25 protein-coding genes are annotated in these 22,187 nt (G+C 57.2%); 19 read left to right on the top strand and 6 right to left on the bottom strand.

Annotation, left to right across the window (positions count from 1 at the left end):
• Window positions 1-67 precede the first annotated feature (67 nt).
• The 4 genes from GSUB_RS11775 (at window position 68) to GSUB_RS11760 (ending at window position 3,621) form a co-directional block, all read left to right on the top strand.
• Window positions 68-673, top strand: a complete 606-nt coding sequence (locus tag GSUB_RS11775; RefSeq protein WP_158414079.1) for a glycine betaine ABC transporter substrate-binding protein — start codon at window positions 68-70, stop codon at window positions 671-673.
• Between the two features lie 34 nt (window positions 674-707).
• Window positions 708-1,628, top strand: coding sequence for a DUF362 domain-containing protein (locus GSUB_RS11770; protein ID WP_084212010.1), 921 nt, complete (start codon window positions 708-710; stop codon window positions 1,626-1,628).
• Window positions 1,629-1,631: 3 nt separating this feature from the next.
• Window positions 1,632-3,167 carry a 4Fe-4S binding protein gene (locus GSUB_RS11765; protein ID WP_040200944.1) on the top strand — a complete coding sequence of 512 codons (1,536 nt, stop codon included), beginning with the start codon at window positions 1,632-1,634 and terminating at the stop codon, window positions 3,165-3,167.
• A 157-nt stretch (window positions 3,168-3,324) separates the two neighbouring features.
• Entirely contained in the window at window positions 3,325-3,621 is a 297-nt protein-coding gene (locus tag GSUB_RS11760; protein WP_040200943.1) for a sll1863 family stress response protein, read from the top strand.
• Window positions 3,622-3,697: 76 nt separating this feature from the next.
• On the opposite strand, the gene GSUB_RS11755 is transcribed toward GSUB_RS11760, so the two are convergent.
• Complete coding sequence (locus tag GSUB_RS11755; RefSeq protein WP_040200942.1) at window positions 3,698-4,621, bottom strand: diguanylate cyclase; 924 nt, start codon at window positions 4,619-4,621, stop codon at window positions 3,698-3,700.
• A gap of 343 nt (window positions 4,622-4,964) precedes the next feature.
• The gene (locus GSUB_RS11750) at window positions 4,965-6,032 is read right to left on the bottom strand and encodes a 3-deoxy-7-phosphoheptulonate synthase (RefSeq protein ID WP_040200941.1); all 1,068 of its coding nucleotides are present in this window, start codon (window positions 6,030-6,032) and stop codon (window positions 4,965-4,967) included.
• 293 nt (window positions 6,033-6,325) lie between these two features.
• Between GSUB_RS11750 and GSUB_RS11745 the strand changes: the two genes are divergently transcribed.
• From GSUB_RS11745 to gcvPB, 11 genes are all read left to right on the top strand, one after another.
• Window positions 6,326-6,622 (top strand): YggT family protein, encoded by a 297-nt coding sequence (locus tag GSUB_RS11745; protein WP_040200940.1) that lies wholly within the window; start codon window positions 6,326-6,328, stop codon window positions 6,620-6,622.
• 10 nt (window positions 6,623-6,632) lie between these two features.
• Window positions 6,633-7,214 (top strand): DivIVA domain-containing protein, encoded by a 582-nt coding sequence (locus tag GSUB_RS11740; protein WP_040200939.1) that lies wholly within the window; start codon window positions 6,633-6,635, stop codon window positions 7,212-7,214.
• Window positions 7,195-7,482 carry a DUF167 domain-containing protein gene (locus tag GSUB_RS11735; protein WP_040200938.1) on the top strand — a complete coding sequence of 96 codons (288 nt, stop codon included), beginning with the start codon at window positions 7,195-7,197 and terminating at the stop codon, window positions 7,480-7,482. Before GSUB_RS11740 ends, GSUB_RS11735 begins: the two co-directional genes overlap by 20 nt.
• A 92-nt stretch (window positions 7,483-7,574) precedes the next feature.
• Window positions 7,575-7,841: an FmdB family zinc ribbon protein gene (locus GSUB_RS11730; RefSeq protein ID WP_040200937.1), complete on the top strand. Its 267-nt coding sequence runs from the start codon at window positions 7,575-7,577 to the stop codon at window positions 7,839-7,841.
• Window positions 7,842-8,012: 171 nt separating this feature from the next.
• Entirely contained in the window at window positions 8,013-8,879 is an 867-nt protein-coding gene (gene folD / locus GSUB_RS11725; RefSeq protein WP_040202456.1) for a bifunctional methylenetetrahydrofolate dehydrogenase/methenyltetrahydrofolate cyclohydrolase FolD, read from the top strand.
• 80 nt (window positions 8,880-8,959) lie between these two features.
• Window positions 8,960-9,604, top strand: a complete 645-nt coding sequence (locus GSUB_RS11720; protein WP_040200936.1) for a methylenetetrahydrofolate reductase C-terminal domain-containing protein — start codon at window positions 8,960-8,962, stop codon at window positions 9,602-9,604.
• A 2-nt stretch (window positions 9,605-9,606) separates the two neighbouring features.
• Complete coding sequence (locus tag GSUB_RS11715; protein WP_040200935.1) at window positions 9,607-10,464, top strand: methylenetetrahydrofolate reductase; 858 nt, start codon at window positions 9,607-9,609, stop codon at window positions 10,462-10,464.
• Between the two features lie 41 nt (window positions 10,465-10,505).
• Entirely contained in the window at window positions 10,506-11,600 is a 1,095-nt protein-coding gene (gene gcvT / locus GSUB_RS11710) for a glycine cleavage system aminomethyltransferase GcvT (protein WP_040202453.1), read from the top strand.
• 45 nt (window positions 11,601-11,645) lie between these two features.
• Entirely contained in the window at window positions 11,646-12,029 is a 384-nt protein-coding gene (gene gcvH, locus GSUB_RS11705; protein WP_040200934.1) for a glycine cleavage system protein GcvH, read from the top strand.
• Between the two features lie 75 nt (window positions 12,030-12,104).
• A complete protein-coding gene (gene gcvPA / locus GSUB_RS11700) occupies window positions 12,105-13,454 on the top strand; it encodes an aminomethyl-transferring glycine dehydrogenase subunit GcvPA (protein WP_040200933.1) in 1,350 nt (449 codons plus the stop codon).
• Window positions 13,451-14,908 carry an aminomethyl-transferring glycine dehydrogenase subunit GcvPB gene (gene gcvPB, locus GSUB_RS11695; RefSeq protein ID WP_040200932.1) on the top strand — a complete coding sequence of 486 codons (1,458 nt, stop codon included), beginning with the start codon at window positions 13,451-13,453 and terminating at the stop codon, window positions 14,906-14,908. The genes gcvPA and gcvPB overlap by 4 nt, the downstream gene beginning before the upstream one ends.
• A gap of 21 nt (window positions 14,909-14,929) precedes the next feature.
• On the opposite strand, the gene GSUB_RS18105 is transcribed toward gcvPB, so the two are convergent.
• Window positions 14,930-15,883 carry a TonB family protein gene (locus tag GSUB_RS18105; protein ID WP_052464892.1) on the bottom strand — a complete coding sequence of 318 codons (954 nt, stop codon included), beginning with the start codon at window positions 15,881-15,883 and terminating at the stop codon, window positions 14,930-14,932.
• Between the two features lie 199 nt (window positions 15,884-16,082).
• Here GSUB_RS18105 and pta point away from each other — a divergent pair, with 199 nt between their 5' ends.
• Window positions 16,083-17,084, top strand: a complete 1,002-nt coding sequence (pta, locus tag GSUB_RS11685; protein WP_040200931.1) for a phosphate acetyltransferase — start codon at window positions 16,083-16,085, stop codon at window positions 17,082-17,084.
• A 96-nt stretch (window positions 17,085-17,180) separates the two neighbouring features.
• On the opposite strand, the gene GSUB_RS11680 is transcribed toward pta, so the two are convergent.
• Window positions 17,181-18,446, bottom strand: a complete 1,266-nt coding sequence (locus GSUB_RS11680) for an acetate kinase (RefSeq protein WP_040200930.1) — start codon at window positions 18,444-18,446, stop codon at window positions 17,181-17,183.
• A gap of 275 nt (window positions 18,447-18,721) precedes the next feature.
• Between GSUB_RS11680 and fdxA the strand changes: the two genes are divergently transcribed.
• Both fdxA and GSUB_RS11670 read left to right on the top strand, forming a co-directional pair.
• A complete protein-coding gene (gene fdxA / locus GSUB_RS11675) occupies window positions 18,722-18,892 on the top strand; it encodes a 4Fe-4S ferredoxin (RefSeq protein WP_040200929.1) in 171 nt (56 codons plus the stop codon).
• A 136-nt stretch (window positions 18,893-19,028) separates the two neighbouring features.
• On the top strand, window positions 19,029-19,256 hold the full coding sequence (locus GSUB_RS11670; protein WP_040200928.1) for a twin-arginine translocase TatA/TatE family subunit: 228 nt from the start codon (window positions 19,029-19,031) through the stop codon (window positions 19,254-19,256).
• Between the two features lie 105 nt (window positions 19,257-19,361).
• Here GSUB_RS11670 and GSUB_RS11665 read toward each other — a convergent pair whose 3' ends face one another.
• Both GSUB_RS11665 and hpt read right to left on the bottom strand, forming a co-directional pair.
• On the bottom strand, window positions 19,362-20,732 hold the full coding sequence (locus GSUB_RS11665; RefSeq protein ID WP_040200927.1) for a DUF3426 domain-containing protein: 1,371 nt from the start codon (window positions 20,730-20,732) through the stop codon (window positions 19,362-19,364).
• A gap of 27 nt (window positions 20,733-20,759) precedes the next feature.
• Complete coding sequence (gene hpt, locus GSUB_RS11660) at window positions 20,760-21,284, bottom strand: hypoxanthine phosphoribosyltransferase (protein ID WP_040200926.1); 525 nt, start codon at window positions 21,282-21,284, stop codon at window positions 20,760-20,762.
• A 171-nt stretch (window positions 21,285-21,455) separates the two neighbouring features.
• Here hpt and GSUB_RS18100 point away from each other — a divergent pair, with 171 nt between their 5' ends.
• Window positions 21,456-22,145, top strand: coding sequence for a DUF1573 domain-containing protein (locus tag GSUB_RS18100; protein ID WP_052464890.1), 690 nt, complete (start codon window positions 21,456-21,458; stop codon window positions 22,143-22,145).
• The last annotated feature ends 42 nt before the right edge of the window (window positions 22,146-22,187 follow it).

Raw genomic sequence — 22,187 nt, 5'->3', positions numbered from 1 at the left:
CCGTTTCTCCCGATTCGGTTTTGTGCGAATTCAGGAGATGATCAATCCTTACCGGGAGGTTTTTTCGATGAACCGGATTGCAACCTGGCTTCTGATCGTTTTCGCAACCGTTTCCGTTGTGGCGTCCGGTGCCGGACAAGCCACCGCCTGCGTGGGAAAAACCCTTGTGATCGGAACCACGCCGAGTGCGCAGCAGCAGCTGCTGGCCGAGATTGTTTCCCTTCTGATTTCCGAGCGCACGGGGACGACCGTCAAGATCGAGCGTTTCGAGGGGGCCGACGAGACTCATCAGGCGCAGATGCGTGCCGAGGTCGACATCACCATCGGCTATACCGGAGAAGGCTGGGTGCGCGTGCTGCAGGAAGCCCCGGCGGAAGACGCTCAGGCTTTGTTCGACCAGATCAAGGAGCGCTACAACAAAGAGTTGAACCTGATCTGGCTGCAGCCCTTCGGTTTTGAACATCCGTCTTCAGTTTCGGCTGAGGTGGCCGATCAGGTCGCACCGGTGGTTCGCAAGGATACGCTGAAAAAGTTTCCTGCCCTGGCGCGTTTGATCAACAAGCTCGGCGGTGTGATCGACAACGAAAATCTAAGTGCCCTGGATGGGCAGGTCCAGGAACGTGCCATGCGGGATGTGGCGCGTGATTTTCTGCGCGACAACCGTCTGATCTGACCGGGTCGTTTAATTTTCCCAGCGAAAGGATTCTATGACTTCCATCGATCGCCGTGCCTTTATCCGCAATACGCTGCGCTGTGCCTTCGCCGGTGCGGCCTTCGGCGCTCTCCCCCTGCTTGACATCTCGGCGCTCGCCTCGCCTGTACAGGGGAAGGTGCGGTTGGCGCGTCGTCAATCCTCCGATATCGAGGAGCTTGTTTCGCAGACGCTTTCCGCCCTCGGCGGGATGGAGTCTTTTGTGCGGCCCGGCGAAACGGTGGTGATCAAGCCCAACATCGGCTGGGACCGGACGCCGGAGACCGCCGCCAATACTCATCCGCTGGTGGTCCGGGCATTGATCGAGCATTGCCTTGAGGCCGGCGCCAAATCGGTTGATCTGTTTGACCGCAGCTGCAACGACCCGCGTCGCTGTTATGTCAGCAGCGGCATCGAGGAGATGGTCAGGGGTTTGAAGTCGGACCGCGTGCGCATCTCTCACATGGATCGCCGCGCCTATCGCGAAATTGCCATCCGCTCCGGCGTGGAACTGCAGCGCTGGCCCTTTTATCAGCCTGCGCTGGATGCCGATCGCTATATCAATGTTCCCGTGGCGAAACACCATGGCCTCTCCACCCTCACTCTCGGATTGAAAAATACCATGGGCGTCATCGGCGGCAATCGCGGGGTGCTGCATCGCAGTCTGCCGGAAGCCCTTGCGGACATCAATACCGTGGTCCACTCGGACCTGACGGTCATCGATGCCACACGCATTCTGGTGGCCAACGGCCCGCAGGGGGGAAGGTTGGAGGATGTGCGGGAGGCCCGCACCCTGATCGCTTCCCCCGATATCGTTGCCGCCGACAGTGAGGCTACCCGCCTGTTCGACCTGGAGCCTCATGACCTGCCCATGATTACCGTGGCGGCACGGCGCGGACTCGGCGTGATGGACCCCGCCCGTGTCGAACAGGTCTGATCCGTGCGCCTTTCATCTCTGCGGATTTTTGTCCAGGTCTTCTGCCTGCTCGGATTTTTCGTTCTCTTTCTGCTCACGGAGTATCGCGGGCAGGACTCTCTTCAATACCCCGTCAGCCTCCTTTTTCGCATCGATCCGCTGGCCGCACTGGCCGATGCCTTGGCACCGGGGGCGTTCAGCCTGGGGCTGCTGTGGCCGGCGCTGGTAGTTGTTGCGCTGACTTTCATTCTCGGACGCTTTTTCTGCGGCTGGATCTGCCCGCTGGGGACCACCCTCGATGGCATGGGGCGTCTGGTCGGGCGCGGACGCGGCAGAAATGTCAAGCCGTCCTGGCGCCGTCTGAAATATCTGCTTCTGATTGCGCTTACAGCCGCAGGCCTTTTCGGTCTTCAGTTGTTCGGACTGTTCGATCCCCTCAGCATCTTTTTGCGTACCCTGACCCTGAGTCTCTATCCCGCGTTCGATCTGATGATGAATGCGGTGTTCGATTTCTTCTACCAGCATGATGTGCCGCTGATTTCATCCCTGGTCAACGGCTCCTATGACTTTTTCCGCCAGCACGTTCTGGCTTTTCATCCGCCTGTTTTCACCCTGGGACTGTTGACCCTGGCGGTTTTTATCCTTCTGATCGCCCTGGAGAAGATCGAGCGACGCTTTTGGTGCAAAAATCTCTGCCCCCTGGGGGCGCTGCTGGGGCTTTGCTCCCGTTATGCGCTGTTGCAGCGAGAACCTTCCAGCGCTTGCGCCGGGTGCGCTTCCTGTCTGCAGAATTGCCGCAGCGGGGTGGATAACGACGGACGCCGCCATCCGGATGAGTGTCTGGTCTGCCTCGATTGCAGCGGATTCTGCCCGCAGGAAAAGGTCCGTTTCCACTGGGGGGCTCCTCAGCCTTCGGCCGGTGTCAACCTGCCGCGCCGCGACCTGATGGCGGCAGTCGCCACCGGTGTTCTGGTGGCATCGGTGGCGCGTGCTGCCCCTGCCCAGGCTGACCGCCGCTCTTATCTGCTGCGCCCTCCCGGGGCGCTGGCGGAAGATGAATTTCTGCGGCGCTGCATCCGTTGCGGAGAGTGCATGAAGGTCTGCATCGGCGGCGCGTTGCATCCGGCCCTGCTTGAAGCGGGGGCTGTCGGGTTATGGACGCCGCGCCTGGTCCCACGCATCGGGTATTGCGAATACAACTGCACCCTGTGCGGTCAGGTCTGTCCGACCGGTGCGTTGAAGTTGCTGCCGCTCGAGGAGAAAAGAAAATTCGTGCTGGGCATTGCCGTCTTCGACCAGGATCGCTGCCTGCCGTTCGCACGCCGAGAAGAATGCCTGGTGTGCGAAGAGCATTGCCCCACCCCCCAGAAGGCGATTGTTTTTGAAGAGGAAAAGGTGCATACCGCTGAAGGTGTGCGCACATTGAAAATTCCCCGGGTGGTCGCCGAGCGTTGCATCGGCTGCGGCATCTGCGAGACCCGCTGCCCGGTCGAAGGGGCCTCGGCGATCCGTGTCACCAATGAAGGGGAAACGCGCCGCGAAAGGGATCCCTGGAGTTGACCCTGTCCGCTTGCAATTCTCCCTCCTTAAGGTAAAGTCCTCATAAAAGATCCACATGTCGAAGAAGAGGCGACGCACATGTTACTCATCACGGTGCAAGTCGTCTGGATTGTTGTCAGGAAGCGAAACTGTTGGAGATTTTGTTGGGAGGAAAAAGATGGATACCCAGGAAAAAAAAGAGATTTATCGGCGCAAAATAGAAGCCCAGCTTGATGAATGGGGGGCACGCATCGACCAGCTCAAAGCCAAAGCCAAGCAGGCCGATGCCGATCTGCGCATCAAGCTTGATGAACAGATTCAATCTTTGAAAAAACGCCGCGAGGATCTGCGCGGCCGCCTTGATGAGCTTAAAAAATCAAGCGGTGATGCCTGGCACTCCATCAGCGAAGGGATTGATCATGCGATGGAGGATCTGAAAGGTGCCTGGGAAGCGGCCAAAAAGAAGTTCAAGTAGCGCAGTTCACCACGAAAAAAGCCCCGTGCAGCACATCGCCATGCAGCACGGGGCTTTTTTGATTTTTCAGCTGTGGTCAAAGATCGTGCATGGTGCGGACGCAGTCGCGGCCCTCTTTTTTGGCCAGATAGAGCGCGTCATCGGCGATGCGGATCAGATCGTCCACAGAATGAATATTTTCGCAAGGATAACAGGCTACGCCCAGGCTGACGCTGATTTTCTCGTTCACCATATTGCCGCCGAAACTCAGTTCGCCGGTGGCTGTACGCAGTCGCTCCGCCACCTGCACGGCCATCTCCAGGTTCGAATCCGGCAGGACCAGGGCGAATTCCTCGCCGCCGTAGCGCGCGGCCAGGTCGTATTCACGCAGATGCTTGCGCAGCAGGTTGGCCATTTCAGTCAGGACTTCATCTCCGGCCTGATGGCCGAAGGTGTCGTTGAATTTCTTGAAGTGGTCGATATCGACCATGATCAGTGAAAAAGGTGCCTCGCCGCGGCTGCTGCGCTTGAATTCCCGGGCCAGAGTCTCCATAAGGTGGCGACGGTTGGCCAGCCGCGTCAGAGGGTCGGTGTTGGAAAGTTCAAGCAGCAGTTGATTGCTTTCCTTGAGGCTGTCCTGCAGGGATTTGACCTTGAGCTGCACTTTGACGCGGGCGACCAGTTCGCCTGGGTCAAAAGGTTTGGTGACATAATCGCTGGCCCCCAGCTCAAGACCGCGGATTTTATCTTCCCGGTTTTCTTTGCCGGTAAGCATGATCACCGGGATGTCCCGCAGCTCCTCGCGGGTTTTCACCATAGCGAGGAATTTGAAGCCGTCGATGCCGGGCATATCCACATCGCACAGCACAACATCCACCGGTTGCGCAACAACCTTTTTAAAACCCTCCAGGCCGTCACCAGCCTCAAAATAGCGATTGAACAGGGAGTTCTGCTGGAGGATTTCGAGAATATGCTGCCGTCCGACCTTGGAGTCGTCGACAATGAGAATGGCATTATCCATCGCGTGTGATCTTCATCTTCTGTTGATTAGTTTCTTTAAATGATAGTCCTGCTCAGAGGGCATTGTAAAGAGAAATCGTCTTCTTTTGACTTCTTTTTGTGCTGGGTTGTACGAAACAGTTCTGCAATTTTCAAGCCCAATATTGGTCGAGGTTAAGAATGCTTGACAAGTGGAAGGGCTGTAGAATCGAGGCGGAAGGTGAGTTGTTGTTTAAAGCAGGAGTGTTGCCGCCGGTATTGGGCCTGGTGAGGAGGGGGTTGGAAAAGAACCCCGATGCGAAAAGCACGCAGAGCGGGGGTCTTTTTTAATTTGAACTTCTGAAATTGGCGAGAATGGTTACCAATCAGCTGATGCGTCGGCCGCCATGTTCGCGCAGTTGCTGCGCCGCGTGCCGCAGCATGCGTTCGGTCGTTTCCCAGTCCACGCATTTATCGGTGATGGAGACGCCGTACTGCAATTCGCTGAGGGTCTGTTTCATGGGCTGGTTGCCGGCGTGAATGTTGCTCTCGATCATCAGGGCGCAGATTGAACGGTTGCCGTTCTTGATCTGGTCGATCACGTCGAGCATGACCTGCTCCTGCAGGTCATGATTCTTGCGGGAATTGGCGTGGCTGCAGTCGACCATGATCGCCTGATTCAGATCGTTGCGGGTCAGCAGTTCTTCCACCCGGGCAATGTCCTGTGCCGAATAATTGGGTTTGTCATTGCCGCCGCGCAATACAATATGGGTGTCGGGATTGCCGATGGTATGCACGATGGAACTGCGCCCCTCGTTGTTGATGCCGAGAAAGCTGTGGGAATGACGCGCCGCCGCCATGGCATCGAGGGCGATCTGCAGGTTGCCGTCGGTTCCGTTTTTGAACCCGATGGGGAAGGAAAGTCCGCTCGACATTTCACGATGGGTCTGGGATTCGGTGGTGCGCGCCCCGATCGCTCCCCAGCTCACCAGATCGGCCAGGTAATGGGGGGTGATGGGGTCGAGCATCTCGCCGGCCACCGGCAGTTCGAGGTCGGTGATGGAGCTCAGCAGCCGCCGGGCGACGCCGAGGCCTTTGGATATCTGGTGCGTGCCGTTGAGGTCCGGGTCATTGATCAGCCCTTTCCAGCCGATGGTGGTGCGCGGCTTCTCGAAATAAACCCGCATGACCAGCAGCAGATCATCGGATAGTTCCCGGTGCAGGCCGGCCAGTCGCTCCGCATACTCGATGGCGGCGCGTGGGTCGTGAATGGAGCAGGGCCCCACCACAACCATCAGGCGGCGGTCGCGCTGGTGAATGATGTCAAGCACCTGCTGGCGGGAGGCGGCCACGAACTGGGCGGCTTTCTCCGACAATGGAAACACCTGCTTGAGGTCCGAAGGAGAAACGATGGGAGTAAATGTTTTGACTTTGAGATTGTTGGTGCGAATCATAGGCGCGGTCCGATCCGGATATGTTGACAGTTAATATCCCAAGGCGTGGGAATGGTTGATTGCAATGCACGATAATTTACGTGACTCCATAGCCTGTTGTCAAACCTGTGATGCTGCTAAGTGCTGGTGTGGAGCAGGTTTTCGACTGTAGCAAAGTTTTGGTTGAAATGGGTAAATCGTTTGACATGAATTTAAGGATTTCGGTATAAAAGGCTTTCAAATTAAAAAGAGTTTCGTTGTCTTGCAAACTGATTTCACGTTTCGGCGTGTTGGTATGAAAGGACTTTAAAAACATGGATATTCTGGGGAGCCTGTTCGCCGCGGTCATAAGAATCATCAACCTGGGAATCACCCTCTATATTTACATTGTGATTGCCAGCGCCCTGATCTCATGGGTCAATCCCGATCCCTACAACCCGATTGTGCGTTTTCTGCGCAATGCGACAGATCCTTTGCTTGATCGGATCCGCCGCGTACTCCCGGTGCAGATGGGAGGTTTTGACCTTTCTCCCATTGTTCTGATTTTCGGCCTCTATCTGGTTTCCGCCCTGCTGAATTCTTTAGCCATCGGCATGACGCGAGGCTTTTAGCGGAGCTTTCATGGCCATTACGCCCATAGACATCCAGCAGCATCAATTCAAATCTCAGCTTCTGGGGTATGACAAGGCTGCCGTCGACCGTTTTCTTGAACTGGTGGCCGACGACCTTGAACGACTCCACCTGCAACAGCAACAGACGCGCGAGGAGTTGGCACGTGCCCAGGAAGAGCTGGCGCAGATGCGCGAGCGCGAATCGACTCTCAAACAGACCTTGATTACGGCGCAGAAAGTCACCGACGAACTGCGCGACAACGCGCGCAAGGAAGTCGAAGTGATTATCGCGGACGCCCAGATAAGGGCGGAGCAGATTGTGCGGGAGGCAGAAAACCGGCGCATCGGGCTGATCAACGAGGTCCAGGAACTTAAGCGCCAGAAGGTCTCTTTTGAATCCGGCGTACGCGCCCTGGTTGAAAGCCATCTGCGGCTGCTCGATCTTGACCTCCTGCCGTTGAGTCGCAGCGAGGCTGCACAAGATGCATTGCAGTCGGCATCCTCTCTGGAAGAATTGGTCGAGGGGGAGGAGCATACCCGAAGCAACCCGAAGAAAGAAGACGAAGAAAGTGATGAATTCGGCACTGACTGAAACTCAGGAAGGTGTCATTGTGGCTGTCTATGTGCAGCCGCGCGCCAGCCGCGACGAGGTGGTCGGCATGCATGGCGATGCCCTTCGCGTGCGGCTGACCGCACCGCCGGTGGAAGGGGCGGCCAATCGGCGCTGCCGCGAGTTTCTTGCCAAGCTTTTCGGGGTGCCTAAATCGGATGTGGCGTTGGTTTCCGGCGACAAGTCCAGACATAAGCGACTTTTGATTCGCGGCGTTGACGCGGCCGCTGCGTTTGAACGGCTGAAATAGGAGTCGGTCACTTTTTTCCCACTGTGCCTTGACATAGCGGATCCCCGGGATTAAATTAAGCGCGATTTCTGACCTAATGGAGGTGTTTAAATATGCCGATGTACGAATATCAGTGCGATGCCTGTGGCCAGGTTTTCGAAGCCCGGCAGAAATTTTCCGATGCTCCCCTGAGCGACTGCAAACTCTGTGGCGACGGTCCGGTGACCAAACTGATCTCGCAGACTGCCTTCACTCTCAAGGGGGGCGGCTGGTACCAGCAGGGCTATGGCTCGGCGCAGGAAAAAGCTCCGGCTGCCTGCGCGGCAGCGAGCGGCGACAGCGGCGGTTGCGCGTCCTGCCCGAAGGCTGCAAACGAGTAAATCCATTTCGATCAACGATGCAACGCAAAAGACCCCGGCCGGCTCCGGGGTCTTTTGCGTTTTCGACCTTTTGCGGACCGTACGGCCGTCTTTACTTTCCCGCTGCCGTTGCGTATAGTTTGGTATCCTTATTCGATAGATTCCAATCCGATTTCAGGAGGTATGACAGGCGTGGCTCAAATTATTGACGGTAAGGCGATTGCGAAGGGAATCCGGGCCCGGATCAAGGACGAAACGGCAGAGCTGAAAAAATGTGATGTGACTCCCGGCCTGGCGGTGGTGCTGGTGGGGGATGATCCGGCCAGCCGGGTTTATGTCACCATGAAGGAAAAGGCCTGTGCCGAAGCGGGAATTTTTTCCGATGAACACAAGCTGCCGGCGGAAACCAGTGAAGAGCAGCTGCTGGAACTTGTGGCCCAACTCAATGCCGATGAGCGCATCGACGGCATCCTGGTGCAGTTGCCTCTTCCCGGTCATATCGATGAGAGCAAGGTGCTGGAGGCGATTTCCCCGAAAAAGGACGTTGACGGGTTTCATCCCTACAATGTGGGGCGTCTCGCGACCGGAAATCCCCTGTTTAAACCCTGCACGCCCTATGGCGTGATGAAGATGCTCGAGCACGCCGGCGTCAACCTGACCGGCGCGGATGTTGTCGTGGTCGGCCGCTCCAATATCGTGGGCAAACCAGTAGCCCTGATGTGCCTGGCCCAGCACGCGACCGTGACCATCTGCCATTCCCGCACCCGCGACCTGGCCCAGCGGGTCAGAGCGGCGGATGTAGTGATTGCAGCGGTGGGCCGCCCTGAGATGATCAAGGGAGAATGGATCAAGCCCGGCGCCACGGTGATCGATGTCGGCATCAACCGCGTGGGCGAGAAAAAACTGGTGGGTGATGTGGAGTTCGCCGCGGCCTCTGAAAAGGCCGCCGCCATTACGCCGGTGCCCGGCGGGGTGGGACCCATGACCATTGCCATGCTGCTGCAGAATACCCTGGAAAGCGCCAAACGGCGCGCCTCCGGATGTGGCTGCGGCAAGTAGCTGGGAAAAATAGAGCGTCCACGATTCCTTTGGGATCGGCGGGCGCTTTTTTCTTTGCCGGCCCTGTGAGGAATAATGTCATGATCATCAGCAGGCAAAAAGACAAAGAGGATCTGCTGCGTCACCTGGAAGGCAAGCATAAGGTGTTTCTGGTGGGGTGTGGCGCCTGCGCTACCGTGTGCAAATCCGGCGGCGAGGAAGAGGTTTCCCAGATGCAGGAATGGCTGGTTTCCACCGGTAGGGAGGTCACCGGCAGTGTCGTGATCGACGAGGCCTGCCATATCATGCGGGCCGGTCGTGATCTGCGACATAACAGGAGCGCCGTTGGAGAGGCCGATGCCTTGATGGTCATGACCTGCGGCGCGGGGATCCAGTCAATTTCGAGTCACACCGAAAAGCGGGTCATCGGCGCCCTGGATTCTTTGTTTCTCGGCAATGTTCGCCGCCTCGGCCAGTACGAAGAGAAGTGCTCCCTGTGTGGTGATTGCATTCTCAATGAAACCGCCGGCATCTGCCCCGTCACCAATTGCGCCAAGGGACTTCTCAATGGCCCCTGCGGCGGTATGGAAGAAGGCAAATGTGAGTCAGACCGCGACCTTGATTGTGCCTGGATGCTGATTTATGAGCGACTCTCGCGACAGGGGCGCAAAGGTGTCTTTGCACGGGTGGTCCCTGCCAAGGACTGGGGCCACCGCCATCAGCCCGGAAGACACAAGATTCGATAGTCATGTCCAAACTTGCCGAAAAACTCATCGCCGGGGAGTTCGTGGTCACGGCTGAAGTCGCTCCGCCCAAAGGGGTGGATCTCGACGGTGTGCTTGCAACCGCGGCCTGTTTTCCTCCTGAAGTGGTTGCCGTCAATGTGACGGATAATCAAGGGGCCAATATGCGCATGGCGCCTCTGGTGGTGGCGGCGCTGCTTCACCAGGGCGGCGTTGAACCCGTCCTGCAGATGACCTGCCGCGATCGCAACCGCATGGCACTGCAATCCGACCTGCTTGGAGCGGCCGCCTTCGGCATCAAAAATCTGCTGCTGCTCTCCGGGGATCATCCCCGCTTCGGCGATCATCCCCATGCGCGCGGGGTGTTCGATCTGGACTCGGTGCAGCTGCTCCAGGCCGCGGACAGACTGACCGCCGGGCAGGACCTGGCCGGCAGGCCCCTGGCCGGCTCACCGGCTTTTTTCGGTGGCGCGGCTGTCAGCCCGCAGGCTGAGCCCTTCGAGCTGATGTTCCAGAAGTTCCGTAAGAAAGTCGAGGCCGGGGCGCGGTTCTTTCAGACCCAGGCCGTTTTCTGCGAGGCCCCCCTGACACGCTTTATGGAGCAGGCCGCCCCTCTGCGCGTTCCGGTACTGCTCGGGGTTCTGTTGTTGAAAAATGCCCGCATGGCCCGCTTTGTCCACGAGCATGTGCCCGGGGTGCGGGTGCCGGAGCATTTGATCGACCGCCTGGATGGCGCGGCCGATCCGCTGGAAGAAGGGGTGCGCATTGCCCGTGAAACGGTGAGGCTGGCCCGCCGGCATTGTCAGGGTGTGCATCTGATGACACTGGGGTGCGAGGATAGGATTTCAGAGATTCTTTGTTAGGCTTGTTTGAACGCAGTATTTTTGACAGGCAGGGAGGTGCCATGTTGAAACATTCTCCTCTCCATGAAATCCATCAATCGCTTGGCGCGCGCATGGTCGAATTCGGCGGATGGCTGATGCCCGTGCGCTATTCCGGAGTAATCGACGAGCATCTGGCCGTTCGCAATGCTGCCGGTCTGTTCGATGTCTCCCACATGGGCGAAATTGAAGTCAAAGGTGCCGACGCCCTGGACTTTCTGCAGGATCTGACCGTCAACGATGTGAGTCTGCTGCAAAACGGCCAGGTGCAGTATACCGCCATGTGCTATCCCCACGGCGGTACCGTGGACGATCTTACCCTCTACCGTTTCGACCACGACCATTTCCTGCTGTGCGTCAACGCCGCCAACATTGACAAAGACTTTGCCTGGATCGAGCAGGCCCGCACAGACAGCGGCTACGTTCAGGTTTTCTGCCATAACCGCAGCGACGAATTTGCGCAGCTCGCCCTGCAGGGACCTGCCGCGGAGGGCATATTATCCCGCCTTACCCAGACTCAACTGGATAAAATCGCCTACTACCATTTTCACGAGGGCCTGGTGGCTGACGTGCCGATGATCATCTCGCGCACCGGCTATACGGGGGAGGACGGCTTCGAGCTTTATCTGGCCCCTGATCAGGTCGAGCCGGTCTGGCAGGCACTCCTGGAGGCGGGGAAACCCGATGGACTACTGCCGGCCGGTCTCGGAGCGCGCGATACGCTGCGTCTTGAGGCGGGATTTGCTCTCTACGGCCATGAGCTGAGTCCGGACATCAGCCCTCTCGAAGCACGGCTGGGGTGGATCGTCAAATTGGACAAGGGTGATTTTATCGGCCGCGCCGCTCTGGCTCGTATCAAGAACCAGGGACCGCCCCGGAGATTGATTGGCCTGCAGATGACCGAGGCCGGAGTCCCTCGTGCCGGTTATGCGGTTTTTCACCGTGATCGGCGCATCGGTCACGTGACCAGCGGCACGCTTTCTCCCTCTCTGCGCGAGGGGATCGCCCTGGCCCTTATTGAGCATGCTCCGCTGCTGCCCGGTACGGACGTTTATATTGAAATCCGTGGGCGCCGTGTTGCGGCGCAAGTTGTCAAACCCCCGTTTTTCCGTTCCTGACCGGGGACGGTTGTTGCGAAAAATTAATTTTCAGGAGGCAGGGACATGGATTTTCCCGAGGAACTCAAGTACACCGAGGAACATGAATGGGTGCTGGTTGAGGATGACGTCGTTTCCGTTGGCATCACGGACTTTGCCCAGGACTCTCTGGGCGATATCGTTTTTGTCGAACTTCCGGAGGTCGGCGCGCGGGTTGAGGCGGGCAAGGCTTTCGGGGTGGTGGAATCCGTTAAAGCCGTGTCCGATATATATTCCCCGGTGACAGGGGAGGTGGTGGAAGTCAACGAGGAGTTGCCCGACGAACCGGAAGTCCTCAATACCTCTCCCTACGAAGACGGCTGGATGGTCAAGATCCGCTACAGCGAGCCCGAGGAGCTTGATGAGCTGTTGGACGCCGCCGCCTACCGTGAGCTGATCGAGGAAGAATAGCGTTTTCAGCATAAAAGGTTCACATCTGTGCGACGGCTCCTGTAGGTGCTTTTCAACTCCAGGGAGGATTTGTTCATGCGCTATATCCCCCATAACGAAGAAGATGTTCTGCGGATGCTCGATGCCATCGGCGTTGATACGCTGGAGAGCCTTTTTGAAGAGGTTCCATCGTCACTGCGCCATGATGCTCCCCTCAATCTTCCGGCAGCCAGGGCGGAATCCGATCTGCTCGCCGAACTTGCCAGAATAGCGCGCTGCAATGGTGCGGGCGGCACCTACCGGGCCTTTCTTGGCGCCGGCGCCTATGACCATTTCATCCCTGCGGTGGTGGATCACCTGTTGAGCCGCAGCGAGTTTTATACCGCCTATACTCCCTACCAGCCCGAAATCAGCCAGGGAACTCTGCAGGCGATTTTCGAATTCCAGACCCTGATCTGCCAGTTGACCGGCATGGGGGTTGCCAACGCCTCCATGTATGACGGTGCCTCGAGCTGTGCGGAAGCGGTGCTGATGGCGTGCCGCGTTACGCGAAGGCGCAAGGTGATTCTGTCCCGTGCCCTGCACCCTGACTACCTGGAAACGATCCGTACCTACGGACGTTATCTCGACATGGAGTGGGTCGATCTGCCCTTCGGTGAAGATGGCGCTTTTGACCCGGATGCGCTGTCGCGATTGCTGGACGAAGAGTGTGCGGCGGTGGTTGTCGGCTACCCCAATTTTTTCGGAGTGATGGAGGATCTCGCGACCGTTTCCCGCTTGGCGCACGAACATGATGCCCGCCTCGTCGTCGCGGTACAGGAACCCTTGTCCCTGGGGCTGTTCAAATCTCCGGGTGAATTGGGCGCCGATATCGTCGTGGGTGAAGGGCAGAGTTTCGGATTGCCCCTTTCCTATGGCGGTCCCTATCTGGGGTTTTTCGCAGCGCGCGAGTCCGATGTGCGCAATCTGCCCGGGCGTCTGGTCGGCGAAACCGTCGACACGGAAGGGCGGCGTGGATTCGTGCTGACCCTGGCGACTCGGGAGCAGCACATCCGCCGGGAAAAAGCCACATCCAACATCTGCTCCAACCAGGGGTTGTGCGCCCTGGCTGCGACCATCTACCTTGCCCTGCTGGGGCGCCAGGGGCTGCCCGAGCTGGCCCGGCACAATTATTCCAAGGCCTGCTACGCACGGGAGAGAATTGCCGCCGTTGACGGCTACTCGCTCCCTTTCAACGCTCCGGTGTTCAATGAGTTTGTTGTCGAAGGGCCCAGGGCCGCCGAGGGGATTCTCCAGAAACTGCAGGAGCGTGACATCCTGGGTGGCGTTGCCCTGTCGCCGTGGTTCCCCGATATGTCGAACCGTTTTCTGGTGTGCGTCACCGAACGCAACTGTCGCGAGGATATCGATGCCTTTGTAGAGGCTCTGTCTGGAGGTGAGGCATGAACCGGGTTGGGACCAGAGGACTGTCGCTGAACGAGAAGCTGCTGTTTGAACATTCGCGCCCCGGGCGCTGCGGCTATGACCTGCCACCCCTCGACGTTCCATCGGCCGAACCGCCAGAAGCCTTGGTGCGCGATGACATCCCCGGCTTCCCGGAGTTGTCGGAGATTGATGTGGCGCGCCACTTCACCCGCCTTTCCTCCTGGAACTACGGGGTGGATTCGGGATTTTATCCGCTGGGCAGCTGCACCATGAAGTACAATCCCAAAGTCAATGAGGTTGCCTGCCGCCTGCCCGGTTTTGCGGATCTGCATCCCCATACCCCGCAGAAACTGGCACAGGGCGCGCTGGCGCTGATGTATGAACTGCAGGAGGATCTTAAGGAGATTTCGGGGTTTGACGGCATCACTCTGCAACCCGGAGCCGGGGCGCATGGCGAACTGGCCGGCATGCTCATGGTCCGCGCCTGGCAGCAGGCGCGGGGCGCTCAGCGGAACAAGGTGCTGATCCCCGACACCGCCCACGGCACCAACCCGGCAACGGCCGCTCTGTGTGGTTATGAGGTGGTGCCGGTGCCTTCCGAAAACGGTGTGGTAACGGTGGAAACCATCGAAGGCCTGATGGATGACGGGGTGGCGGCGCTGATGATTACCAACCCCAATACGCTGGGGTTGTTTGAAACCTACATCGCCGATGTCTGCCGTGTGGTGCATGAACGCGGCGGACTGGTTTACTGTGACGGCGCCAACCTCAATGCCCTGCTGGGAATCGCCCGGCCCGGCGACATGGGCATCGATGTGATGCACTTCAACCTGCATAAGACCTTTTCAACGCCTCATGGCGGTGGCGGCCCCGGGGCGGGCCCTGTCGGGGTCAGTGCCGAACTCGAACCTTTTCTGCCCGTGCCGGTGGTAGACCGCACCGCGGAGGGGTATTTTCTCGATTGGGATCGCCCGCACTCCATCGGGCGGATGAAGGGATTTTACGGCCATTTCGGCGTGCTGGTGCGGGCCTGGACCTACATTCGTGCCATGGGCGCGGAAGGGCTGCGTCGCACGGCCGAGATGGCGGTGCTCAACGCCAACTATGTGCGTGCCCGGCTGGAGAGCAGCTACCATCTGCCTTATGTGGCCCGCAGTCTGCATGAGGTCGTCTTTTCCGACAGGAACCTCGGCGGCGGGTGCAAAACCCTTGATCTGGCCAAGCGCCTCATCGACTACGGCTTCCATCCGCCGACCATCTATTTTCCGCTGGTGGTCAGCGGCGCCATCATGATCGAGCCGACGGAGAGTGAAAGTCAGGAAACCCTTGATGAGTTTTGCGAGGCGATGGAAGCGATCGCGCGTGAGGCAAGCGAAGATCCGGGGTTGCTCAAAGACGCGCCGCGTCTGACGCGCCTTGGCCGTCTCGATGAAACGAGAGCCGCTCGCCGCCCCCGTTTGCGGTGGCAACCCTAGCCGCTGGAGAGGCTCTACACTCTATCTGCCGCCATGCACAAAGGGGCGGCCGCCCAGGGTGTACTGAAAAAAAGCGAAGATGGTCAGCGTTTCTTCCTCGTAAGCGCGGGGCAGGGGGCCATAGGAGGCTCCCGTCCAGACGGCGCGAATCGCTTCGCGATCAAGGGTGTTCGAGCCGGACGACTCCACCAGCTTGACGCTTTCCACGCTGCCGTCTCGACGCACCGTGATGCGCAGCAGGCTGGTGCCCTGTTCGCCACGCTCCGCCGCCTTGACGGGATAATTCCAAACCCCGTAAATGTTGGCTTTGAAACGCTGGAAGAAGGAGATGAGCAGATCCTTCTCGGTGTCCAGCCAGATGGCATCGCCCTCTGCAACGTCAGGCCGTCTCTTGCGGCGCTCTTCTCCCGTAATACGACTGGCGGTGCTCTGCGGCAGGTCGAGCAGGTCGTCCAGTTTCGGCATCGGCTGGTCGGGGGCTGCTGTAGCCGCTTTTTCGGACGCGGGTTCATCGACGGCCGGCGGTGCCAACTCCGCTTCGTGCTTCTCAGCAGGACGCTCAACCGGCGCAGCCGCTTCTGCGGTTTCTTTCTTCTCCGGTTTTTGCTCAGGTTTCTGGGGCTCAGGTTTTGGAGCCGGTCGGGGTGGGGAAGGAGCCGGAGGGGCTGTCGGCGCCATATCGTCCGTATCCTCACCCTTTGGAGCGGTTTCCTCTTCAACCTCCATGTCCTGGGGTCCCAGCCGCTTTGCCGGCTCTTCCCGCGGCTCGGGCGGCTCCGGCTGCGGCGGGATGTCGAGTTCGCGGGGGCGGGTTTCTTCCAGAGGGGGGCGCACTTCGACCATGACCGGTTCGTCCCGGTCTGGAGTCGGTAGCAGAGTTTTCTCCGGTATCAGCAGCAGAAGCAGCAGATGCAGCGCGATTGACAGGGGAATGGACCACCAGAGAAAAGATATTTTTCGACTGCGAAAATTCATGAAAACCGGTTCGTGGTTGATAAAATAACAAGCAGCATTCGATTATACCCGAATCCGGCAGATCATCACCAGTCCGGGGTAGAAAATTTCACCGGTATGGATTAGTCTGGCGAAGGGCGGCATGGGGTTGACCGCCTCCGAGGCATCGGGTATAACTTCATGCACCGATTTAAAACTTTGTTTTGGAGGAGGAGATTCTATGCACCTGGTGGATCAGATCAAGGAAAAAGCGCGACAGAGTCTGCAGACGGTGGTCCTGCCCGAAGGGTATGACGATCGCATGGTGCAGGCTGCTGGCCGCATTGTCAAGGACGGACTGGCCAGGGTCGTGCTGCTAGGCGACCCGGATGCACTGCAGAGTAAAGCCTCTGAACTGGGTTGCACTCTCGATGGCGTCACCCTGGAAAACCCCAAGACCTCGGACAAGCTTGATGGTTATGTGGCGGAACTGGTCGAATTGCGCAAGAAAAAAGGGTTAACCGATGAAGAGGCCCGTAAGCTGCTGACCGGCGACGACAACCTCTATTTCGGCGCGATGATGGTGCGCAAGGGTGACGCCGGGGGAGCTGTCGCCGGAGCCTACAACACGACCGGTGATGTTCTGCGTGCCGCCTTCCAGGTGATCGGCACTGCCCCGGGGATGAAAACAGTCTCCTCGGTGTTCCTGATGGTCACCAAAACCCCTGAGTTCGGCGAAAACGGCACCATCCTGTTCGCCGACTGTGCAGTCAATCCCAATCCCGATGCCCAGTCATTGGCGGAGATCGCCCTTGCGACCGCCAGCAGTTGCAAGAGCTTCCTCGGTGTCGATGCACGGGTGGGCATGCTTTCGTTCTCAACCAAGGGCAGCGCTCAGCACGACGATGTGGATAAAGTGCTCAAGGCTCTGGAAATTGCCAAAGCGGCTGATCCGTCACTTCAGATCGATGGCGAATTGCAGGCCGATGCTGCACTGCTGCCCAAGGTCGGTGAGAAAAAAGCGCCCGGTTCACCTGTCGCCGGTAAAGCCAATACCCTGATCTTCCCCGACCTCGATGCCGGCAATATCGGCTATAAGCTGGTGGAGCGTTTAGCCGGCGCCGAAGCCGTCGGGCCCATCATTCAGGGGCTGGCCAAGCCGGTCAATGACCTCTCGCGGGGCTGTTCCGTCGATGATATCGTTTCCGTGGCCGCCATTACCGCGGTGCAGGCTCAGGGATAACAACGCCTTTTGAAGCGACTGCATGGGTAAAACAGCAAAGGCCGGAGGGGATATCCTCCGGCCTTTGCTGTTTATGATCATTGTGCTGAAGCGCGCTTATTTGCGCTGAAACTCCTTGTGGCAGAAGCTGTAGTCGAACCTCATGTGATCGGTATAGGTGCCTTCCAGAATTGCCACCACATCCTCGGTGAAGACAAGTTCCTCGTCGGTGGGGATGACAAACACCTTGACCTTTGAATCAGGAGTGGTGATAACGTTTTCCGTCTTGCGGGTCTGGGTGTTGCGGTTCTTCTCCCGGTCGAGAATGATCCCCATGAACTCCAGGCCCTCAAGGGCTTTTTCGCGGATCTGCCAGGCCATCTCGCCGACACCGGCGGTAAATACAACGGCATCAATTCCACCGATTGCGGCGGCGTAGGCGCCGATGTATTTCTTCAAACGGTAGGCTTCGATCTCAAGGGCAAGGCGGCAACGCTCGTCGCCTTTCTCGATCCCCTCAAGCACATCGCGCCGGTCAGTGTACTGGCCCGTGACTCCGAGAACCCCTGATTTTTTATTCAGAATGGAGTCAATCTCTTTCGGCCCGAGATTCTCCTGCTGCTGAATGAACATGGGGATAGCGGGATCGATATCGCCACAGCGGGTTCCCATCATGGCACCTTCCAGCGGCGTCAGCCCCATGGATGTGTCAACCGAGATGCCGCCTTTAATGGCGGAGTGGCTGACGCCGTTGCCGATATGCATGGTGATGATATTGCAGTCCTTGGGATCTTTGCCCAGCAGCACCGCCGCGCGCTTTGAGACATAAAGATGGCTGGTGCCGTGGAAGCCGTAGCGGCGTACCCCGTATTTGGTGTACCACTCATGAGGCAGCGGGTAGGTATAGGCATGCTCCGGCATGGTCTGGTGAAATGCGGTGTCGAAAATTGCCACATGGGGAACGTCGGGCAGAACAGAGCGTGCAGCCTCAATGCCGGCAATATTCGGCGGATTGTGCAACGGTGCCAGGTGCTGGACTTCTCTGATGCCGGCCAGAACTTCGTCGTCGATCATGACCGAGCGGGTGAATTTTTCGCCGCCATGCACCACGCGATGCCCAACGGCGGAAATTTCGTCGATCTCTTTAACCACACCATGTTCGGCGTCGGCCAGAATTTTGATAATCAGGTGAATGGCCGTTTCATGCGAGGGACATTCGTATTCTTCACGATAGGTTTCGCGACCCGGGACTTCGTGGACGATGAAAGAATCTCCAACCGTGACACGCTCTACCATCCCCTTGGCAATGACCTCCCCGCGTTTCCAGTCGAAAAGCTGGTACTTGACAGACGAGCTGCCGCAATTGAGAGCCAGAATATCCATAAATAAGTGATCCTCCTCGTCTGAATGCCCACCGCCTGCGAGCCCGGCAAAACGACGTTTACATTTTCTTTGTCGCTTCCCCATTGCCGCTGGCTCGTTGAAGGGCAGGCGCATTGATCCTAAAGGATTAAAAGCGAAAAAACGTTATAAAAGATATAATATGGGGTGCCTTATTGCAAGAATTTTCCTGGTGCCCGGGAAAAAGGTGTTTGGGGTGGACATCCATCCTGCGTTTATTGTAAACTCCATCGAAAATCATCTGAGGAGGAGATACCATGGCTCACACAATCAACGACGAATGCATTAATTGTGGTGCTTGCGACCCGACCTGCCCGGTCGAGGCCATCAGCGAGCAGGGCGACAAGCGCGTTATCGACGCCGATACCTGCACCGATTGCGGCGCATGTGTTGACAGCTGCCCGGTAGACGCGATTCACCCTGCCTGATTGGGTTTTCGCACAGTTGGAAAGGGGCGGCCTTGGCCGCCCCTTTGTTTTTGGAGCGTTCCCGTTGTTTTGAAGCGTTCAGTGTCGCTGAGGTTTAAGCTGAGATACTTCCCGGGTGAGAGTGGAGGCCTGTAATATGTTTGGATTGGGTACAACAGAGCTTATTATTATCCTGGTGCTGGTTATGGTCATTTTCGGAGCCGGCAAACTGCCGGATATCGGAAATGCCCTGGGCAAGGGGATACGCAATTTTAAAAAGTCAGTCGAGCATGACGATGAGATTGATATCACGCCAAAAGAAGGTGAAGAGAATGGCGGGGATAAAAAAAAGAGTGATGATGCCGCCGGCGACAAGAAAGAGTGATTTCTGCTGCGTCGCCTGACCGGGTAAAGATATTGTAAAGAAAATAAAAAGCCGCACCCTTTTTGGAGGTCTGCGGCTTTTTCTGTATACGACTCAGAGCAGGATCTACTTTTGCGTGTCTGTTGGTGTGGCCGGCCTGGAATCGACTACTTCGACGGTGAATTCAGCTACGCCTTCAGGCAGATTGCGGAATACGATGGTGAAGGGGATTGAGTCGCTCGGCGCTACATTGAGATTGGAGAGGTGGTCGCCGAACTGGTTGGTCATGGCTTCTTCGATTTTGCTGTACGGCAGGGTGGTCAACTGCTCTTCGCTCAGGGCATTGCCGCCGAAGACCGTTTGCTGCATGACCGGTTTTCCCGCCTCATTGAAAATGACCCCTTTGATCTGAATCGTCGAGCGCGGCTCTTCATAAAGATTGCGGGCGCGACCGTGGATGACGAACAATTCCCCCGCCTGTTCATTCTGCATAAAAGAGGCGGTGTAGTCGTTGAGTTCTATGCGACCGACCGAGACAACCGGTTGGGATTTGCTGCCGGTCAACTCCAGAAGCATACGTTCAAAGGCCTGGGGCCCCTGTTTCCAGAAAAGGTAACCGGTTACAGCGGTCAGAATAATCAGGACGATCAGGAAAAAGATCATCAATGAGGCCACCGGACTCTTGCGTTGCGGTGCTGCCGCCTCAAAGTGTTCTTTTTCTGCTTCCACTGCCGTCTCCGGCTTTGGACTGTCCTTGGTCGGGGCAACTTCATCAAGCAGGCCGTCGCTTTTCGTGGTAGTCTGGGCCTCCTCGAAGCTGAACATGGGCTCGTCGGCCGCAGCTGCCTCTTCTTTCAGAAGTTCCTGCTCCGGTTCCTCAAGCTCCTTTTCCTCAGGCTTCTCATCGACCGGATCAAACGTGAAGGCTTCGTCTTCCAGGTTCTTTTCCGGCTGCTCAAGTTCGCCGAATTCCTCTTCTTCCTGTTCAGGAGAGAGACCAAAACTGAATTCACCAAAGCTGCCATCCTCGAAAGAACTCTCGCTCTCTTCTTTTTGGGCTTGTTGCGGCGACTGATCCTCGGGCGTCTTTTCTACCGGCAGATCCCAGGATTCTTCCCTGTCGAGAGATTGTTCAAATGCCGCCCCTTCTTCATCCATAGGCGTGGTGGATAGCTTGTCCGTTTTCTGCTCGATCTCTGACTCTGTTTTCTCCAGTCCCAGAGGTTCGTCCCACATTTTCCTCGAGGTCTCGGAGTCACTGGCGAGGCCTTCCTGTATCATCTCCCTTTCAGAATCGCTGATCTCGGATTGGCCCGGTGTAACACCGTCGGCCCCGGCCTGAGGAAAAGACCCGAAATCATCGGGCTCCTGGGAAGGGGGAGGAGTAGCAAAAAAAATCTGCTTGCAACGTGCACATCGCGCTTTGATCCCCTCCGGACGCATTTTCTCGTCCGGCAGGCGGAAACGGGTGCCGCACTTTTCACATTGAATGATCATCGAGGTGCTTCTCCCTTGTTCTCGGGATCAGGATTTCACCAGGTAAATATCCGGTAATTGACGGTATCTTTCGTCGTGGTCCATTCCGTAACCGACAATAAAACCGTCCTCCATGGTGATGCCAACGTAATCGGCTTCGATCTCGACTTCACGCCGGGCTCGTTTGTCGATCAGGGTACAGATTCGCAACGTGTGCGGATTCTGGTTGAGTAACTTGTTATAGAGTGATGTCAGAGTATAGCCGCTGTCGACGATGTCCTCAACAATAATGACATCCCGGTCACGGATGGGAGTTTCGAGATGGTAGCGAAATTCAACAATCCCGGAACTATGGGTTTCGGAGCCGTAGCTGGCCAGGCGAACAAAATCCACCGATGCTTTTATGGGAAGTGCCCGCAGCAGATCCGCACCGAAAATCAGGGACCCTTTCAGCACCACAACCAGCAGCACTTGGCGTTCACTGTAATCGCGGCCGATCTGTTGTGCGAGTCGATTGACTTCCTGTGCTATGCGGTCTCGGGAATAGAGTAGTTCAAGGCGTGCGTCGCTCATAGACATTGATCCGGAAAATTAGATTTAATAAAGTTTTGTATAGCAAGAATCGCCCTGTCGTGTCAATCAATACCTTCGCTGGAAGAGACTTTTGAGAAAGGATGGCGCGGGGTATGAAATATGGTAATATGGCTCGTTGATAGAATATCCACTCACGAAAGGAAAGCACCCATGTTGCAGCGATCACTTTTGTTGACTTTTTTACTTATTTTCACCACCGCTTCAACTGCTTTTACCGCTCAGCCCCGAATCGAGGTGGACTTGTCGGAGTATAATTTCGGCTCCATTGAGGAGGGGCAAAAGGTCACGCATGTCTTTCGTTTTTCCAATACCGGCGATGCCCCCCTCAATATTGAACGGGTTCGCTCGTCCTGCGGATGCACGGTGCCGCGCTTGTCGGCTGAGGTTCTGGCGCCGGGAGATGTCGGTGAGGTTGAGGCGGTTTTTGACAGCCGCAGGTTCAACGGACAGGTCGTAAAGACCATCTACCTCTATACGAATGATCCGCTGCATGATGTGGTGCAGTTGTCGTTGCGCGGAAAGGTCAACAGGGTTATTGCCGCTGAACCTCCCCGTGTCGATTTTGGCGTAATGAAGTCTGGGGAGCAGAGGCAAACGGAAGTGCGCCTCGCCAACAATGGCAGTGAGGCCATTGAACTTGGCGACGTGACAGTGAGCAATCCCGCAGTCGAAGCAGAGTTGCAAAGCGATGTTATTGAGCCGAAATCGAGTGTGATTTTGAATCTTTCGGTCGTTCCGGACCAGGAACAGGGGCGGTTGAGCGGATATGTCATAATCCCCACCAGCCACCCATCGATCACGGAAATCCGTTTGCCGATCTTTGGTACGGTTTCTCCCTGATCTGCAGCAGTAAACAATAAAAAAAGCCGGCGCCCCGTTGGA

Source organism: Geoalkalibacter subterraneus (assembly GCF_000827125.1).
Classification (GTDB): domain Bacteria; phylum Desulfobacterota; class Desulfuromonadia; order Desulfuromonadales; family Geoalkalibacteraceae; genus Geoalkalibacter_A; species Geoalkalibacter_A subterraneus.
This window is presented reverse-complemented; position numbering and strand designations above follow the sequence as displayed.

What these genes read in the sequence shown, in the direction of transcription:
- GSUB_RS11775 (WP_158414079.1), top strand. Translation starts at nt 68, where the DNA reads ATGAACCGGATTGCAACCTGGCTTCTGATCGTTTTCGCAACCGTTTCC.
- GSUB_RS11770 (WP_084212010.1), top strand. Translation starts at nt 708, where the DNA reads ATGACTTCCATCGATCGCCGTGCCTTTATCCGCAATACGCTGCGCTGT.
- GSUB_RS11760 (WP_040200943.1), top strand. Translation starts at nt 3,325, where the DNA reads ATGGATACCCAGGAAAAAAAAGAGATTTATCGGCGCAAAATAGAAGCC.
- GSUB_RS11755 (WP_040200942.1), bottom strand. Translation starts at nt 4,621, where the DNA reads ATGGATAATGCCATTCTCATTGTCGACGACTCCAAGGTCGGACGGCAG.
- GSUB_RS11750 (WP_040200941.1), bottom strand. Translation starts at nt 6,032, where the DNA reads ATGATTCGCACCAACAATCTCAAAGTCAAAACATTTACTCCCATCGTT.
- GSUB_RS11745 (WP_040200940.1), top strand. Translation starts at nt 6,326, where the DNA reads ATGGATATTCTGGGGAGCCTGTTCGCCGCGGTCATAAGAATCATCAAC.
- GSUB_RS11740 (WP_040200939.1), top strand. Translation starts at nt 6,633, where the DNA reads ATGGCCATTACGCCCATAGACATCCAGCAGCATCAATTCAAATCTCAG.
- GSUB_RS11735 (WP_040200938.1), top strand. Translation starts at nt 7,195, where the DNA reads ATGAATTCGGCACTGACTGAAACTCAGGAAGGTGTCATTGTGGCTGTC.
- GSUB_RS11730 (WP_040200937.1), top strand. Translation starts at nt 7,575, where the DNA reads ATGCCGATGTACGAATATCAGTGCGATGCCTGTGGCCAGGTTTTCGAA.
- GSUB_RS11720 (WP_040200936.1), top strand. Translation starts at nt 8,960, where the DNA reads ATGATCATCAGCAGGCAAAAAGACAAAGAGGATCTGCTGCGTCACCTG.
- GSUB_RS11715 (WP_040200935.1), top strand. Translation starts at nt 9,607, where the DNA reads ATGTCCAAACTTGCCGAAAAACTCATCGCCGGGGAGTTCGTGGTCACG.
- gcvT (WP_040202453.1), top strand. Translation starts at nt 10,506, where the DNA reads ATGTTGAAACATTCTCCTCTCCATGAAATCCATCAATCGCTTGGCGCG.
- gcvH (WP_040200934.1), top strand. Translation starts at nt 11,646, where the DNA reads ATGGATTTTCCCGAGGAACTCAAGTACACCGAGGAACATGAATGGGTG.
- gcvPA (WP_040200933.1), top strand. Translation starts at nt 12,105, where the DNA reads ATGCGCTATATCCCCCATAACGAAGAAGATGTTCTGCGGATGCTCGAT.
- gcvPB (WP_040200932.1), top strand. Translation starts at nt 13,451, where the DNA reads ATGAACCGGGTTGGGACCAGAGGACTGTCGCTGAACGAGAAGCTGCTG.
- GSUB_RS18105 (WP_052464892.1), bottom strand. Translation starts at nt 15,883, where the DNA reads ATGAATTTTCGCAGTCGAAAAATATCTTTTCTCTGGTGGTCCATTCCC.
- pta (WP_040200931.1), top strand. Translation starts at nt 16,083, where the DNA reads ATGCACCTGGTGGATCAGATCAAGGAAAAAGCGCGACAGAGTCTGCAG.
- GSUB_RS11680 (WP_040200930.1), bottom strand. Translation starts at nt 18,446, where the DNA reads ATGGATATTCTGGCTCTCAATTGCGGCAGCTCGTCTGTCAAGTACCAG.
- fdxA (WP_040200929.1), top strand. Translation starts at nt 18,722, where the DNA reads ATGGCTCACACAATCAACGACGAATGCATTAATTGTGGTGCTTGCGAC.
- GSUB_RS11670 (WP_040200928.1), top strand. Translation starts at nt 19,029, where the DNA reads ATGTTTGGATTGGGTACAACAGAGCTTATTATTATCCTGGTGCTGGTT.
- GSUB_RS11665 (WP_040200927.1), bottom strand. Translation starts at nt 20,732, where the DNA reads ATGATCATTCAATGTGAAAAGTGCGGCACCCGTTTCCGCCTGCCGGAC.
- hpt (WP_040200926.1), bottom strand. Translation starts at nt 21,284, where the DNA reads ATGAGCGACGCACGCCTTGAACTACTCTATTCCCGAGACCGCATAGCA.
- GSUB_RS18100 (WP_052464890.1), top strand. Translation starts at nt 21,456, where the DNA reads ATGTTGCAGCGATCACTTTTGTTGACTTTTTTACTTATTTTCACCACC.